The sequence below is a fragment of the Agrococcus sp. UYP33 genome (assembly GCF_054060915.1).
In genome coordinates this window covers 887,945-901,990 of sequence record NZ_JBSSDR010000001.1, presented here as the reverse complement: position 1 = coordinate 901,990, position 14,046 = coordinate 887,945, and the positions used below count along the sequence as shown (strand labels likewise).

General features: G+C 73.6%; 15 protein-coding genes. 8 read left to right on the top strand and 7 right to left on the bottom strand.

The annotated features are described in order from the left end of the window. Positions 1-6 precede the first annotated feature (6 nt). The 4 genes from ACVWW9_RS04395 to ACVWW9_RS04380 all read left to right on the top strand — a co-directional run bounded on the left by ACVWW9_RS04395 (position 7) and on the right by ACVWW9_RS04380 (position 3,277). Positions 7-951 (top strand): DnaJ C-terminal domain-containing protein, encoded by a 945-nt coding sequence (locus tag ACVWW9_RS04395; protein WP_456514542.1) that lies wholly within the window; start codon positions 7-9, stop codon positions 949-951. Beyond that, the gene (locus ACVWW9_RS04390) at positions 951-1,382 is read left to right on the top strand and encodes a heat shock protein transcriptional repressor HspR (RefSeq protein ID WP_123696509.1); all 432 of its coding nucleotides are present in this window, start codon (positions 951-953) and stop codon (positions 1,380-1,382) included. Before ACVWW9_RS04395 ends, ACVWW9_RS04390 begins: the two co-directional genes overlap by 1 nt. 84 nt (positions 1,383-1,466) lie before the next feature. Beyond that, entirely contained in the window at positions 1,467-2,666 is a 1,200-nt protein-coding gene (locus ACVWW9_RS04385) for a hypothetical protein (RefSeq protein ID WP_456514541.1), read from the top strand. Further along, on the top strand, positions 2,663-3,277 hold the full coding sequence (locus tag ACVWW9_RS04380; protein WP_456514540.1) for a hypothetical protein: 615 nt from the start codon (positions 2,663-2,665) through the stop codon (positions 3,275-3,277). The genes ACVWW9_RS04385 and ACVWW9_RS04380 overlap by 4 nt, the downstream gene beginning before the upstream one ends. Before the next feature lie 104 nt (positions 3,278-3,381). Here ACVWW9_RS04380 and ACVWW9_RS04375 read toward each other — a convergent pair whose 3' ends face one another. Beyond that, positions 3,382-3,873: an Hsp20/alpha crystallin family protein gene (locus tag ACVWW9_RS04375; RefSeq protein ID WP_456514539.1), complete on the bottom strand. Its 492-nt coding sequence runs from the start codon at positions 3,871-3,873 to the stop codon at positions 3,382-3,384. Positions 3,874-4,057: 184 nt separating this feature from the next. Here ACVWW9_RS04375 and ACVWW9_RS04370 point away from each other — a divergent pair, with 184 nt between their 5' ends. Then, on the top strand, positions 4,058-4,765 hold the full coding sequence (locus ACVWW9_RS04370; RefSeq protein ID WP_456514538.1) for a dihydrofolate reductase family protein: 708 nt from the start codon (positions 4,058-4,060) through the stop codon (positions 4,763-4,765). Between the two features lie 4 nt (positions 4,766-4,769). On the opposite strand, the gene ACVWW9_RS04365 is transcribed toward ACVWW9_RS04370, so the two are convergent. Then, entirely contained in the window at positions 4,770-5,378 is a 609-nt protein-coding gene (locus ACVWW9_RS04365; protein ID WP_456514537.1) for a uridine kinase family protein, read from the bottom strand. 88 nt (positions 5,379-5,466) lie between these two features. Here ACVWW9_RS04365 and ACVWW9_RS04360 point away from each other — a divergent pair, with 88 nt between their 5' ends. The 3 genes from ACVWW9_RS04360 to ACVWW9_RS04350 are packed head-to-tail and all read left to right on the top strand — an operon-like array spanning position 5,467 to position 8,398. After that, positions 5,467-6,144 (top strand): response regulator transcription factor, encoded by a 678-nt coding sequence (locus tag ACVWW9_RS04360; protein WP_123696504.1) that lies wholly within the window; start codon positions 5,467-5,469, stop codon positions 6,142-6,144. Next, a complete protein-coding gene (locus ACVWW9_RS04355; protein WP_456514536.1) occupies positions 6,137-7,468 on the top strand; it encodes a sensor histidine kinase in 1,332 nt (443 codons plus the stop codon). The genes ACVWW9_RS04360 and ACVWW9_RS04355 overlap by 8 nt, the downstream gene beginning before the upstream one ends. A 57-nt stretch (positions 7,469-7,525) precedes the next feature. After that, on the top strand, positions 7,526-8,398 hold the full coding sequence (locus tag ACVWW9_RS04350; RefSeq protein ID WP_456514535.1) for a hypothetical protein: 873 nt from the start codon (positions 7,526-7,528) through the stop codon (positions 8,396-8,398). A gap of 84 nt (positions 8,399-8,482) precedes the next feature. On the opposite strand, the gene ACVWW9_RS04345 is transcribed toward ACVWW9_RS04350, so the two are convergent. Genes ACVWW9_RS04345 through ACVWW9_RS04325 form a run of 5 tightly spaced genes read right to left on the bottom strand, consistent with a single transcriptional unit; the run spans position 8,483 to position 13,975 of the window. Then, on the bottom strand, positions 8,483-9,430 hold the full coding sequence (locus tag ACVWW9_RS04345) for a WxcM-like domain-containing protein (RefSeq protein ID WP_456514534.1): 948 nt from the start codon (positions 9,428-9,430) through the stop codon (positions 8,483-8,485). Beyond that, positions 9,427-9,828, bottom strand: a complete 402-nt coding sequence (locus tag ACVWW9_RS04340; RefSeq protein ID WP_456514533.1) for a GtrA family protein — start codon at positions 9,826-9,828, stop codon at positions 9,427-9,429. The genes ACVWW9_RS04345 and ACVWW9_RS04340 overlap by 4 nt, the downstream gene beginning before the upstream one ends. Then, positions 9,825-10,760: a glycosyltransferase family 2 protein gene (locus tag ACVWW9_RS04335; protein ID WP_456514532.1), complete on the bottom strand. Its 936-nt coding sequence runs from the start codon at positions 10,758-10,760 to the stop codon at positions 9,825-9,827. Before ACVWW9_RS04335 ends, ACVWW9_RS04340 begins: the two co-directional genes overlap by 4 nt. A 4-nt stretch (positions 10,761-10,764) precedes the next feature. Further along, the gene (locus ACVWW9_RS04330; protein WP_456514531.1) at positions 10,765-11,859 is read right to left on the bottom strand and encodes a DegT/DnrJ/EryC1/StrS family aminotransferase; all 1,095 of its coding nucleotides are present in this window, start codon (positions 11,857-11,859) and stop codon (positions 10,765-10,767) included. After that, entirely contained in the window at positions 11,852-13,975 is a 2,124-nt protein-coding gene (locus tag ACVWW9_RS04325; RefSeq protein WP_456514530.1) for a hypothetical protein, read from the bottom strand. The genes ACVWW9_RS04330 and ACVWW9_RS04325 overlap by 8 nt, the downstream gene beginning before the upstream one ends. Positions 13,976-14,046: the final 71 nt, after the last annotated feature.

The window sequence follows — 14,046 nt, the reverse complement described above, 5'->3', positions numbered from 1 at the left end:
TCCGGCATGGCGAGCAACGACTGGTTCGACAAGGACTTCTACGCCACGCTCGGCGTGCAGAAGGACGTCACGCCTGCAGACCTCAAGAAGCAGTACCGCAAGCTCGCGCGCCAGTTCCACCCGGACTCCAACCCGGGCGATGCGAAGGCGGAGGCCCGGTTCAAGGAGATCTCCGAGGCGCACGCAGTGCTGTCGGATGCGAAGCAGCGGCAGGAGTACGACGCGATCCGCGCGATGGCCGGTGGCCGTCCGCGGTTCGCGCCGGGCGGCTCCGGTGGCTTCGAGGACGTCTTCGGCGGCTTCGGCGGCGGCCCGCGGGTGCAGTACTCGCAGGGCGATTTCGATGACCTGCTCGGTGGGATGTTCGGCGGCAGCAGCCCGTTCGGCTCGCGCCGTCCGGCCAAGGGCCGCGACGTCACCGCGCGGGCGGCGCTCGACTTCACGTCGGCGGTGCAGGGCGACACCCTCAAGCTGACCGTCGGCGGCAGGACGATGACCGTCAAGGTGCCCGCGGGCGTCCACGACGGCCAGAAGATCAAGCTGGCCGGCAAGGGCGATCCGTCGCCGACCGGCGGCGACCCGGGCGACCTCATCCTCACCGTGCAGGTGCGACCGCACCCCGTCTTCACGATGGACGGGCTCAACCTGCGCGTCGACGTGCCGGTCACCTTCGCGGAGGCGACCCTCGGCGCGACGATCGAGGTGCCCACGCTCGGCGGCAGCCCGGTGCGGCTCAAGGTCGCGCCCGGCACGCCGTCCGGTCGCGTGCTGCGCGTGAAGGGCCGCGGCGTCGCGGGCAAGAAGGGCACGGGCGACCTGCTCGCGACCATCCAGGTCGCGGTGCCGAGCCACCTGACGAAGGACCAGGTCGAGCACCTCGAGCGCTTCGTCGAGGCGGGCCCGACCGAGTCGCCGCGCGCCGAGCTGCTCGCGAAGGCGAAGGCAGCCTGATGGCGAGCGCGCCGGCCGGCTTCGACGAGACGTCGCCGATCTTCTCGATCGCGGCGGCCGCCGAGCTGGCCGGCCTGCACGCGCAGACGCTGCGCCAGTACGACCGGCTCGGGCTCGTGCAGCCGAGCCGCACCGCGGGCAACACCCGCCGCTACTCGATGCGCGACGTCGGGCGACTCCGGCAGGTGCAGCTGCTCTCCGGCGAGGGCGTCTCGCTCGAGGGCATCCGCCGCATCCTCGAGATGAGCGACGAGAACCGCGACCTGCGGCAGCGCGTGCGCGAGCTCGAGTCGGCGCTCGCGGATGCGGTGATGCAGCAGCAGGGACGCCGCGTCTTCGCGGCCGGCACCGCGGGCATCACGACGATCCGGGCAGGCGCCCGGCCGACGCGACCGGGCTCGGTCGTGCTCTGGCGGCCCTCCGCGCGCTGACCACCGCGCAGCGCCGGATTTCTAGTAGCGCCGGCTTCCTGGCAGCGCCGGATGCCGCGCAGGGCCGGATGCGATGATGTCCGCGTGGACCAGGAGCCTCGCGCGAGCGTCGACCCCGCGGCGCCCCCGCCGCCGGGCACCGACACGCCCGTGCCCTCGGACGCCACCGAGCGCGCCGCTGCCGCCGGCCGCATGCGCCAGCGCGAGGCGCCGGCAGCGCCCGCGGCCGACCGGCTCGTGCCGGCCAAGGCGATCGAGACCCGAGCGGAGGAGCGCGCGCGACTGCGGCGCGAGCGGCTCCTGCTGCAGCCGCCCGTGGGCGCGCAGGGCGTCGTGAACCCCGCCGCGGGCTTCGCCCCCTCCGGCGCGATGCTGCCGCCCGGGCTCATGCCGGCGGTCGCCGACTCGATGCCGCAGCGGCTCGCCCCGCAGCAGCAGGCCTACGGCCACCCGCATGGCGCGGCTCCGTACGGAGCGAATCCCTACCCCGCGCCTGCGTACGCCGCCGGTCCCTACGGTGCTGGCCCCTACGCCGCAGCTCCCTACGCCCCGGTCGCCCATGCCCCTGGCCCGTACGCACCGGCCGGGTACGGCCCGTACCCGCAGCTCGTGCTGGTGCCGCCGCGCATCCGCTGGACGAAGCGGCAGCGGAGCGCAGCGCTCCTGAGCTCGTGGGTCGGGCAGACGCTCATGGCGCTCGCGACGCACCTCCTCACCGCGTTCTTTCTGATCGTCGGGTTCGCGTTCCTCCTGCACGCCTCCGGCGACGAGGTCTCCGACTTCGAGGCCGACTCGTTCACGACGGTCGTCTCGCTCTGGTCGACGCCGGAGCGCGTGGGTGCGACGGTCGTCATCGGGCTGCTCGTCGGCGGCGGGCTCCTCGCACTCGGCTGGCTGGCGCAGGCGCTCTGGTCGAAGTCGGCGGGGCTCGCGAAGCCGCACCGCTCGACCTGGCTCGCCTGGCTGTGCACGACGGCGACGACCGGCTTCATCGGCGTGATGGTGTGGCCGATGGCGCTCATGGGCGGGCTGTTCTTCATCCTCGGCGCGAGCTCCGCCTCGCTCACGATCGGCACGATGTGGACGACCCTGTTCGCGCTGCTCGGCATCGCGATCGTGCTGACGGGCGGCGTCGGACTGCTGTACGGCTGGCTCTTCCTGTCGACCGCCCGGCCGCGGGTCGACTTCGCCGTGCTCGCCGAGGCGGAGGAGGCCGCGGCGCGCGCTCGCGACGAGGCCGAGCTGGCGCGCGTCGAGCTGCGCGGCGAGCCGAGCACGCGGTGAGCCGCGTGCGGGCGACCGCGCCCGACCCGCTCGACGCCGGGCAGCGCGCGGCGGTCCGGGCCGCCGGCAGCATCGGCCTGGCGCTCGTCGCGGCGGGCGCGAGCCTCGTGTGGGGGCTGCTCGTCGCGGCGATCGTGCTGCTGCTCGTGCGCTCGGTCGTCGTCGACCTCTTCGACGACGTCGCGTGGGGGCGCTCGGTGGTCGCGTGGGTCGAGCAGCTCGACGGCACGCCGCTCGCGCCCGTCGTGCTCGGGCTCGTGCTGCTCGCGGTCGGGGCGATGGCGCTCGGGTGCTGGCTCAGCACGCGGCGGATGCACCGGGCCGGCGTGCCCGCGGCCGCGGCCGTCACCTTCCGCGGCGCCGCGCTCGGCACGGGCCTGCAGGCGGTGCTCTCGACGCTCTCGAGCTGGCTGCTCGGCCTGCTCGTGCTGCTGACCGGGGTGGTGGGCTTCTGGATCGTCGCCGCCATCTACGTCGTCGGCTCGATCGTCGTCTCGACGCTCATCGGATGGCTCGCCGGGCCTCGCACGTGGCTCGCGATCGCCCGACGTGAGGCGCGGCGCGCGGCCGGCCCGGAGCATCCGGCTGTCGGGGGCGTCACGAGCGGATAGTGCGGTCGTGGCGTCGCTGGGCGCCGGATCCGCCGGGGGTCCCGGTCACCCCCGCTCACGCAGCGGCGCCCCCGCCGCGAGGACGGGGGCACCGCTGCGTGAGGTCAGGCGCCGGTGCTCGCCGACTCCGACGACGGGGTCGCGTCAGCGGTCTCGCCCGAGCCGCCGGTGCTCAGCTCCGACCGGCGGTCGCGCTGCTCGACCGAGATCTTGCGCGGCTTCGCGCGCTCGGCGACCGGGATCGTCAGCATGAGCACGCCGTGCTCGTACGTCGCCTCGATGCGCTCGAGGTCGACGTCGTTGCCGAGGCCCAGCTGGCGCATGTAGCGACCGGCCGGCCGCTCCTGCGCGAGCCACTGCGCGCCATCCGCCGCGCCGATCGTGCGCTCGGCCTGGATCGTCAGCGTGTTCGCGTCCACGTCGAGGTCGATCGAGCCGGGGTCGACGCCCGGCAGGTCGACGTTCACGATGTAGTGATCACCCGCGCGGTAGAGGTCCATCGGCATCCAGCTCGACGAGCGCTCGGTGCCTCCGCTCGTCAGCAGGCGGGCGGCCATCCGGTCCATCTCGCGGAACGGGTCGAAGGTCAGTGCCATTGACAACCACCTCCTCAACGTCGGGCCGTCGCCCCCATGCGACGGTCCCCGGTGTCTGTGGCAGCCCCTCGGGGCATGCCCCGCGGAGCGACGCCAGATTAGCACTCTCGGTAGGAGAGTGCCAGCCGTTCTCAGCGACCTCTCGGCGGCATCTGACCCCTTGCGAAGGGTCCGGGCGCCCCGCATGCTCGATGGGATCGCGGACGGCGCCGATGCCGTCGCGACCGACGCCGAGGGAGCGCAGATGCGACTGATCGCGCACGAGTTCATGACGCTGGACGGCGTGATGCAGGGTCCGGGCGGCGCGGAGGAGGACACCTCCGGCGGCTTCCGCTACGGCGGATGGGTGGCCCCGGCGTTCGACGAGACCGTCGGCGAGGTCGTCACCGGGTGGTTCGCGACGACCGACGCGCTGCTCTTCGGCCGCGTCACCTACGGGATGATGGCTGACTACTGGCCGCAGGTCACCGACCCCGACGACCCCGTCGCGCAGCGCCTCAACACCGCGCCGAAGCACGTCGTCTCGACGACGCTCCGGCCCGAGGACGCGACGTGGGGCGGCACGGAGTCGGTCATCGGCGACGACGTCGTCGAGCGCATCCGCGCGCTCAAGGAGGGCGGGGACGGCGAGCTGCAGGTGCACGGCTCGTGGCAGCTGCTGCAGACGCTCATCGCCGAGGGCCTCCTCGACGAGCTGCGGCTCATCGTCTTCCCGACCATCGTCGGCCCCGGCAAGCGGCTCTTCGACGACGTGGCGCAGCCGTCGGGCTTCGACGTCACGGATGTGCGCATCGCCGACAGCGGCGCGGTGGCGATGACGCTCACCCCGGCGCCGTTCCGCACCGCGACCTACGCCATCGTCGACGGCAAGGAGGTCCAGGTCGAGGGCTGAGGGGTCAGGCGCGCCCGGCGCTCCGCGCGAGCATCCGCCTCGCCGCGCGGACCCGAACGGGACGGCACCCCGCGTCGGTCAGGCGGGCGACGATCACCGGCTCGCGGCGCGCGAGCAGCATGCCGCGGCGCACGAGGAACGCGGGGCTCTTGCGGCGCTCGCGGAGGTCGCGGGCGAAGCGCAGCCCCATCGTCACCCAGCGGGAGCGATGCACGCAGAGCGCGTCGGCGAGGATGCCGCGGCGGCGCGCCTCGGCCACGACCTCGCCGACGAAGACGCCCTCGGCGACGAACAGCGAGGCGCCGTCGAGCGTGACGTCGCGGCTGCCGACGGTCGCGCTGCGCGAGATGTCGTAGACCGGGGCGCTCGTGCGACCGGTGCGCGCGAGCTGCTCGAGGGCGTCCGCCGCCCGATCGAGGTGCCACGAGCCGGGGTGGTCCCAGTCGACCTCGCCGGTCTCGAGCCGCGGCAGCGCGGGGTCGTCGCCCTCGCGGTAGAAGTCGTCGAGCCGCAGCACCGGCAGCCCGGAGCGCTCGGCGATGCGCGACTTGCCCGAGCCGGACGCCCCGCCGATGAGCACGACGCGCGCGAGGGGCTCGGCGACGGCAGGCATGGGCTCCATCATCCCAGATCCGCCGACTCGCCCGCGTCGACCGGCGTCGTTCAGCGCCGCGTCAGTCGCCAGGCGGCATGCTCGACGCATGCGGGTGCTCCTGGTCGACGACGAGGTGCGGCTCGCCGACGGCATCCAGCGAGGGCTCCGGGCCGAGGGCATGACGGTCGACGTCGCCCACGACGGCGTCGACGGCCTCTGGCGCGTGCGGGAGTTCGCCTACGACGTCGTGCTGCTCGACGTGATGATGCCCGGGATGAGCGGCTACCGCGTCTGCCAGACGATGCGCGCGGAGGGCAACTGGACGCCCGTGCTCTTCCTCACCGCGAAGGACGGCGAGTGGGACGAGGTCGAGGGGCTCGACACGGGCGGCGACGACTGGCTCACCAAGCCGTTCTCGTTCCCGGTGCTCGTGGCCCGGATCCGCGCGCTCGTGCGGCGCGGCGCGCGCGAGCGGCCCGTGGTGCTCGAGGCGGGCGACCTGCGGCTCGACCCGGCCGCGCGCACCGTCCACCGCGGCGACACCGAGGTCGAGCTGACCGCGCGGGAGCTCGCGGTGCTCGAGCTGCTCATGCGCCGTCGGGGCGAGGCCGTGACGAAGGCAGAGCTGCTCGACGACGTGTGGTCGGAGGACTTCGAGGGCGACCCCAACATCGTCGAGGTCTACGTCGGCAGGATCCGGCGCAAGGTCGATCGGCCGTTCGGCCGGGACGCCATCCAGACGGTGCGCGGCGCCGGCTACCGGCTGGCGGCTGACGGTGGCTGACGCGGCCCGCGCCGCGCCGCGCGGCGCGTCCATCCGCCTCCGGATCACCGCCGCCGCGCTCGCGGTCGTCGCGGTCGCGCTCGGGCTCGGCGCGGTCGGCATCGTGTGGTCGCTCGACCGGCTGCTCACCGCCTCCGTCGCAGAGCAGCTCGGCGACGAGCTCGCGGCCCTCGCCGACGGCGTCGACGCCGGCACGATCCAGACCGCGGCGCTCGTGCAGCGCGACGACGACGTGCTCGTCGCGCTGCGCTCCGCCACCGGCGTGGTCGTGAACGCCGACCGGGCGACCGCGGTGCCCGTGCCCACCGGCGCGGAGCCGCTCGAGGCGACCGTCGAGGGCGAGCGGTACGTCGTCGTCGCCCAGGAGGTCACGGCCGGCACGATCGTCGTCGCGCGCTCGGCGGCCGACATCGACGACGCCGTGCGGCTCGCGACCTCGCTGCTCATGATCGCCGTGCCGCTCGCGATCGTGCTCGTCGGCACGGTCGTCTGGATCGTCGTGGGCCGCGCACTCGCACCGGTCGATCGGATGCGCGCGCAGGTCGACGCGATCGACGCGACCGCGCTCGACCGCCGCGTGCCGACGAGCGGTCGCGACGACGAGGTCGACCGCCTCGGGGCGACCATGAACCGGATGCTCGCGCGCGTCGAGGAGGGCGCGCGGGCGCGCCGCAGGTTCGTCGCCGACGCCTCGCACGAGCTGCGCTCGCCGCTCGCGTCGATGCGGCAGTTCGCCGAGCTTTCGCGCGCGCATCCCGACTCGACCGCGCCCGGCGAGCTCGCCGACGTCGTGCTGGAGGAGGGCGAGCGGATGCACGCCATCGTCGAGGGGCTGCTGCTGCTCGCCCGGCTCGACGAGCACGAGGCTGGCCAGCGACGGCCCGTCGACCTCGACGACCTCGCGCTCGCGGAGGTGGAGCGGGTGCGCGCCCTCGGGCGCACGGCCGACGGGTCGGCCGTGCGCGTGGCGCCGGTCGTGGGCGACGCCCGGCTGCTCGCCCGGGCGCTCCGCAACCTCGTCGACAACGCCCTGCGCCATGCGCGGGACGCCGTCGCGCTCGGCTCGGTCGTGCGCGACGGGCGCGCGATGGTGTGGGTCGACGACGACGGGGCCGGCGTGCCCGAGTCGGAGCGCGAGCGCGTGTTCGAGCGCTTCGTGCGGCTCGACGAGGGGCGCGCGCGCGACGACGGCGGCTCCGGGCTCGGCCTCGCGATCGTGCGCGAGGTCGCCAGGGCGCACGGCGGCGACGCCTGGATCACCGCCTCGCCCACGGGCGGTGCGCGCTTCGTGCTCGAGCTCCCGGTCGCGACCGATCGATCCTGAAGCGGCGTTCAGCATCGTTCAGACGCGCGTCAGCGGTGGTCGAGGAAGGTGAGGCCCATGAACGAGACTCCCCGCGACCCCCAGCAGCCCCTCGGCCAGGACGGCGACGCCCAGCACCCCGACGCCCTTGCCGCGAACGACCCGGCCCCCCGCGACCCCGCGACCGGCGACGCCGCCCTGCGCGACGCCGACGCCACCACTCGCATCCACGAGGCCGCTCCGGCCGGCGCCCCCAAGCGGGGTCGCGGCATCCTGAAGCCCGTGCTCATCGGCTCGGCGGCCGCCCTCACCGTGCTCGCCGTCGCCGGCGTCGGCATGACGATCGCCGATGCGGTCGACGACGGCGATGACCCGTCGCCCTCCGCCACCTCGGCGCCGCTCGCATCGGCCCCGGCGCCGAGCGCGTCGAGCGACCCGTCCTCGACCGACGCCCCGAGCGCGACCGACGACCCGGGCGCGACGGACGGCCCCAGCCCGTCCGCCGAGCCCGGCGACGACCGAGGCGGCGACGACGACGCGCCCGACGGCGGTGCGGCATCGGCCGAGGCATCCGACCTCGTCGCCGCCATCGACACGGCGATCGCCGCCGCCGGTGGCGGCTCGGCGACGAGCATCGAGGTCGAGCAGGGCGCCTGGAAGGTCGACGTGCGGCTCGACGACGGCAGCGAGCTCGACGTGCGCGTGCCCGTCTCGGGTGACGCGGTCGTCCGCGAGGACGACGACGACGACCGCTCGAGCGACGTGCCGCTCGACCCCTCGCGCATCGCCGCGATCGTCGACGCCGCTGTCGCGGCCGCGGGCGGCGGCACGGTGACCTCGATCGAGACCGAGGACGACCAGGTGCGCTACGAGGTGGAGGTGGCGGTCGACGGTGACGACGTCGACGTCGAGCTCGCCGAGGACCTCGCGGTGCTCTCCGCCGAGCGCTGATCCCGCACGACGACGACCGCCGCTCGCCCCATGGCGACGCGGCGGTCGTCGGCGTGCGCCCGCGTCTTCAGGGCAGCCACGCCGTCAGGGCAGCTGCGCTGCCGGACTCGGCGCACCGGCCACGATGCTGAGGAATTCGTCGTACTCGCGGATGTAGTCGGCGTTGTCGTACTCGTGCGAGGCCAGCACGACGAGCACGGCGTCGGGGCTGTAGGCGTACTGCGTGCCCCACGTGAGCGGCTGCATGTAGAGCCCGATGTCGGGCGCGTCGAGCAGGTACTCCCGGCGCTTCGTGCCGTCGTCGGCGATCGCGTGCACCGAGCCCTTGACGCAGATGAGGAACTGGTGGCACGCGCGGTGGGCGTGCGCGCCGCGGGCGTAGCGCGTGGGCACGTCGTAGACGATGAACATGCGCTTCGGCGGGAACGGCAGCCCCGCCGCGAACTCGACGGCCGAGAGCGAGCCCCGGAGGTCGATCGCGTGCTGCAGCTCGATGAGCCCGAAGCCGCCGTCGGCGATCGCGTGGTTGATGGATCCCGGTGCCGCGTGGATCGGCCCGATCGTCTCGGTGTCGGCGTAGCCGATGATGCGGGCCGGGTTGCCCGCGACGATCGCGTACGACGGCACGTCGCGCGTGACGACGCTGCCGGCGCCGACCATCGCGTGGCTGCCGATCCGGATGCCCGGCAGGATCGTCGCGTTGCCGCCGATCGATGCGCCGTGCTCGACGACCGTCTGCGGGTAGGCGTCGGGCCGCTGCTTGCTGCGCGGGAAGCGGTCGTTCGTGAAGGTCGCGTTCGGCCCGACGAAGACGTCGTCCTCCAGCCGGATGCCGTCCCAGATCTGCACGCCGCACTTCAGCGTCACGCGGTCGCCGATGACGACGTCGTTCTCGACGAAGACGCCGTCGTTGAGGTTGCAGTCGGCGCCGATGACGGCGCCCGGCAGCACGTGCGCGAACGCCCAGATGGTCGTGCGGTCGCCGACCCGCTCGCTCTCGCAGATGCCCCGCTCGTGCACGAAGTGGTTCACGAGTCCACCTTTCCCAGTCGATGCCGCGGTCGCAGGAAGAGGAGCCGTCCCGCGAGGAAGCTGAGGGGTACGGTCACGGCCAGCAGGATCCCGCTGGTGAGCAGCAGCTCGACCAGCCCGACGGGATCCACCAGCGCGACGATGAGCCGGCCCACGAGGTAGACGGCGACGTAGACGCCGACGAACGCGCCCATCCGTCGCCAGCTCGTGCCGGTGCCGAAGACGAAGCGCGGCGTCATGGCGGTGACGAGCACGAGGCCGGCCAGGTAGCCCGCCGTGTACGCGATCCAGGGCGCGACCACGAGGCCCAGCAGGATGAAGATGCCATAGCTCACGGCGACGTTGAGGCCGCCGACGAGGAGGAAGCGCACGGCCTGCCTGCCGAGCTCGCGGCTCATCGCTCGAACTCCGTCGCGCGGGCGACGATGGCGTGCGGGCGTCGCTTCGAGTTGTCGAACCCGCGTCGTACGTAGCTGCCGATCACGCCGAGCGCGATGAGGATCGCGCCGGTGCTGCCGAGGTTGACGAGCATGAGCGCGGTGAAGCCCTCGACCGGGATGCGGCCGAGCGCCCAGGAGATGAAGACCGTGAGCGCGATGACGATCGTCGTCACGGTGCCGAGGATGCCGACGAGCGTGATGACCGTGATGGGCGCGTTCGTGAACGAGAACGAGCTGTCGAGGAAGTAGCCGATCTTCCGGCGCAGCGACCAGCCGCTCTTGCCGTGTTCGCGCGCCACGCGCGCGTACGGCACCTCGACCCGCCGGTAGCCCACCCACAGGAGGAGCCCGACGAGGCTCGAGTGCGACTCCTCGAGGGCGACGAGCCGGGCGGCGACCTCGCGCGTGCAGCCGAAGATGTCGATGCCGCCCTTCGGCATCTCCGGCTGGATCAGGCGGCGGTAGAGCGACCAGTAGGTGCCGGAGAGCAGCTTCGACGAGCCCGGGTCGTCGCGCGACTGCCTGGTGCCCACCGCGACGTCCCAGTCGCCGGCCTCGAGGATGGTGAAGAACTCCTCGACGAGCGACGTCGGCTCCTGCAGGTCGGCAGCCATGACGCCGACGTAGTCGCCCTTGACGACCGCGAGCCCTGAGCGGATCGCCTCGAACGACCCGAAGTTCCTGGAGTGCTCGACGAGCTGCACCGAGAACGGGGCGTCGGTGAGCTCGGCGCGGATGACGTCGGCCGAGCGATCCGGCGATCCGTCCACCACGAGCACGACCTCGAGGTCGCGCCAGCGGGTCGAGAGGTCGCGGAGCCGCGCGAAGAGGTTCGGGATCGTCTCCTCGTTCTTGTAGACGGGGATGACGATGGAGTACCGCGGGGCCATGGCGTCACGACATCTCGTGGAGCGCGGCGACGACGCGCGCCTGCTCGTCGTCGGTGAGCCCGGCGTAGAGGGGGACGCTGATGATGTGCTCGCTCGCCCACTCCGTGGCCGGCAGCGGCGGTGCATCCGGCTCGGCGATCGGCTGGTGATGGTCGGGGATCGGGTAGTGGATGTCGTGCCCGATGCCGTGGTCGTCGAGGATCGCGGTCACGCGCGACCGGTCGTCGACGACGACGACCGCGAGGTGGCCCGCGTAGGAGGGCGTCGCGCGATTGACCATGCGGATGCGACCGGTCGCCGCCGCCTCGTAGCGGCCGTGGATCTCGCGGCGACGGGCGACGTCGGCGTCGAGCGCGGGCAGCAGGCGCCGCAGGACCGCGGCCTGCAGCTCATCGAGGCGGGAGTTCCGGCCCCCGGCCGCAGACGAGCGGTACTTCGACGACCACCCGTACTGCCGCAGCTGGCGGATGCGCGCGACGAGCTCGACGTCGTCGCTGAAGACCGCGCCGCCGTCACCGACCGCGCCGAGGTTCTTCGTCGGGTAGAAGCTCGTCGTGGCGACGGTGCCGAACGTGCCCGCGGCCCGGCCGTCGCGGCGGGCGCCCATCGCCTGCGCGCAGTCCTCGACCACGGGCACGCCGCCGGCGATCTCGACGATGCCCCCGGCGTCGGCCATCTGCCCGAACAGGTGGGTGACGACGATCGCGCTCACCGGCATCGGCGCGCTCCGGAGCGCCGCCTCCACCGTCGCCGGGGTGGCCTGCAGCGTCGCCGGGTCGACATCGGCGTACCAGGGGGTCGCGCCGATCGCCCGGGTGGCGGTCGACGTGTAGCCGCCGGCGTTGGCGACGGTGACGACCGCGGTCCCCGGCCGCGCGCCCACCGCTTGCAGCGCGAGCTGCAGGGCGTCGGTGCCGTTGCCGACGCCCGCCGCAGCCGCGATGCCGAGCGACGCGGCCAGCTCGCGCTCGAAGGCGTCGTGCTGCGGGCCGAGCACGAACCACCCAGAGGCGAGCACCTCCTCGATGGCGTCGCGCACCCCTGGTGCGGTGCTCTGCAGCCCGCGGTGGAGGTCGTTGAAGCGCACCGCGTCAGGCATCGTTCTCTCCTCGACCGTCCGCGTCGGCGAGGCGCCGGCGCGAGGACCACAGGGCCACGGGTGCGAGCGCCGCGATGAGTGCTCCTGCCCAGAACAGCAGCCAGCCCACGCCAAGCCCGGGGGTGGCGTAGGTCAGGGTGACGAGCGCCGCGCCCTCGGGCACGTCGATCGTGACGAGGCCGTCGGTCGCGGTCGGCGCCCCGGTCACGCACACGTCATCGGCGCAGACGGATGCCTGCCATCCGCGGTAGAACGGCTCGTTGAGCACGACCGCACCGGCCGAGGTCGTCTGCAGGTCGTACTCGAGCCGGTCCGGCTCGTAGGCCACCGGCGTGACCCGCACGCCTCCGCACGCCTCGTCCGCGCAGCCCTCGTCGAAGGCGGCTGCAGTGATCGCGGTGCCGGGGTGGGAGAGGAACGCGAGCAGCTGCTCCGCCCGATCGCCCTCGCTGATCGCGGCCCGCAGCGTCTCGAAGTAGGTGTTGCCCTTGAGGTTGAGGTACCCGCCGAGCGCCGCCTCGCCGGTGTAGTAGGCCACGTTCCACTCGCTGCTCTGGATGTCGTCGAGGCCGGCGTCCGCGGGCAGCGGCGTGCGTCCCGGTCGCCGGTCGCCGGCGAGCGGTTCGGCGTCGGCGACGAGCTCCGCCACGGGGCCGTCGAACCGACCGACCTCGGCGTCCACGCGGTCGGTCCGCCAGGGCTCGCGGTTCGAGTAGGCCCACAGCCCGCCGGAAGCGACGACGCCGACGATCAGCAGCGCCGCGAGGTCGCGCCGGCCGCTGCTCACGGCGAGCACGAGCGCCGCCGACGCGACGAGCACCGCGAGCGTGAGGGCGTAGTCGCGCAGGTCGATGCGCGCGAGCAGCCCGCCGACGGCGAACAGCACGACGACGGCAACGGCCACGGCCACGCGCGCCCGCTGCCAGGGGAGCGGGGTGCGGTGCCGCACGAAGCCGTCGACCGCGGAGGCCGCGAGCAGCAGCACGCCGAAGAGCATGAAGACCTTGAAGTCGCTCATGGTGAAGCGGCTGAGCGACAGCCCGGGGAGCTGCTGCAGCGCCTCGAACCACGGGAACAGCGGCAGACCCAGCAGCGCGGCAGGGATGAGGATGCCGAGCCCGAGCCGCGTGAGCGGTGACCCGGGGCGCGCGAAGAGGGCGGCGAGCAGCACCGCGGCAGGGATGAAGAACGAGCGCATCGAGATGTCGTTCGGGTAGAAGCCGTAGTCGTAGCCGAACTGCAGCGAGAGGAGCATCGACCACGACCACTCGGACGCGTCGGGCTCGCGCACGCCGGTGAGGTCGTTGCCCAGCACATAGGGCAGCAGGCGCACCATGCTGAGGAGCAGGGCGGCGACCATCGCGATCCCGAGCGGCAGCAGGAAGTCGGTGAGCCGAGCGCGGCTCTGTACCTGCTGCAGCACCACCCAGACGACGCCGATGCACGCGTAGGCGACGAGCATCCCCGGGTACACGCCGGACGCCGCCTGCCACAGCACGAGCGTCGCGACGGGGATCGACCACCAGCGCCGCCACGGCCACCGCGTCGAGGCGACCAGCAGCACCCACGGCAGCCACGCGTAGCCGCGGGCGATGTCGGGGTGCTCGGCGTTGCTGAAGGCGCCGACGGCGAAGAACCACCCGGCTGCGGCGACGAGGCCGGCGAGGAACGAGACGCCGTGGCGGCGGACGAGCAGGTACGCGCCGACGCTGCCGAACGCGACGTGGACGGCCGAGAGGAACGCGAGCGCCCACGGCGTCAGCGGCACGACGGCGGCGACGGCGCCGTACGGCAGGTACCAGGCGCTGTTCTGCAGGCTGAGCGACGCGGGATAGCCGCCTCGCACCGCCGGGATCCACGACACGGGGTCGAAGAAGCCGCCGTGCGCCCACCACCAATACGCCTCCTGCGCGTACGCGCCGAGGAAGTCCCACGGGGGCACGCGGGCCCCGCGAATCCAGCCCTCGAGCACCAGCACCTCGAGCGCGACCACGAGACCGGCGAGGGCCGCGACCCTGAACCATCGGCGCCCGGACAGCCGACGCAGGGAGGCGACGCGATCGGCCAGCGGGGTCGGGCGCACGCGCTCGTCTGCTGGGTGGATCAGGTGCATCATCGACCTCCCGGACCGTCGACAGCGGTGGGAGCGGGCCGTGGATCCCTAGGGTCGTCCGGCTCGGGGGCGAG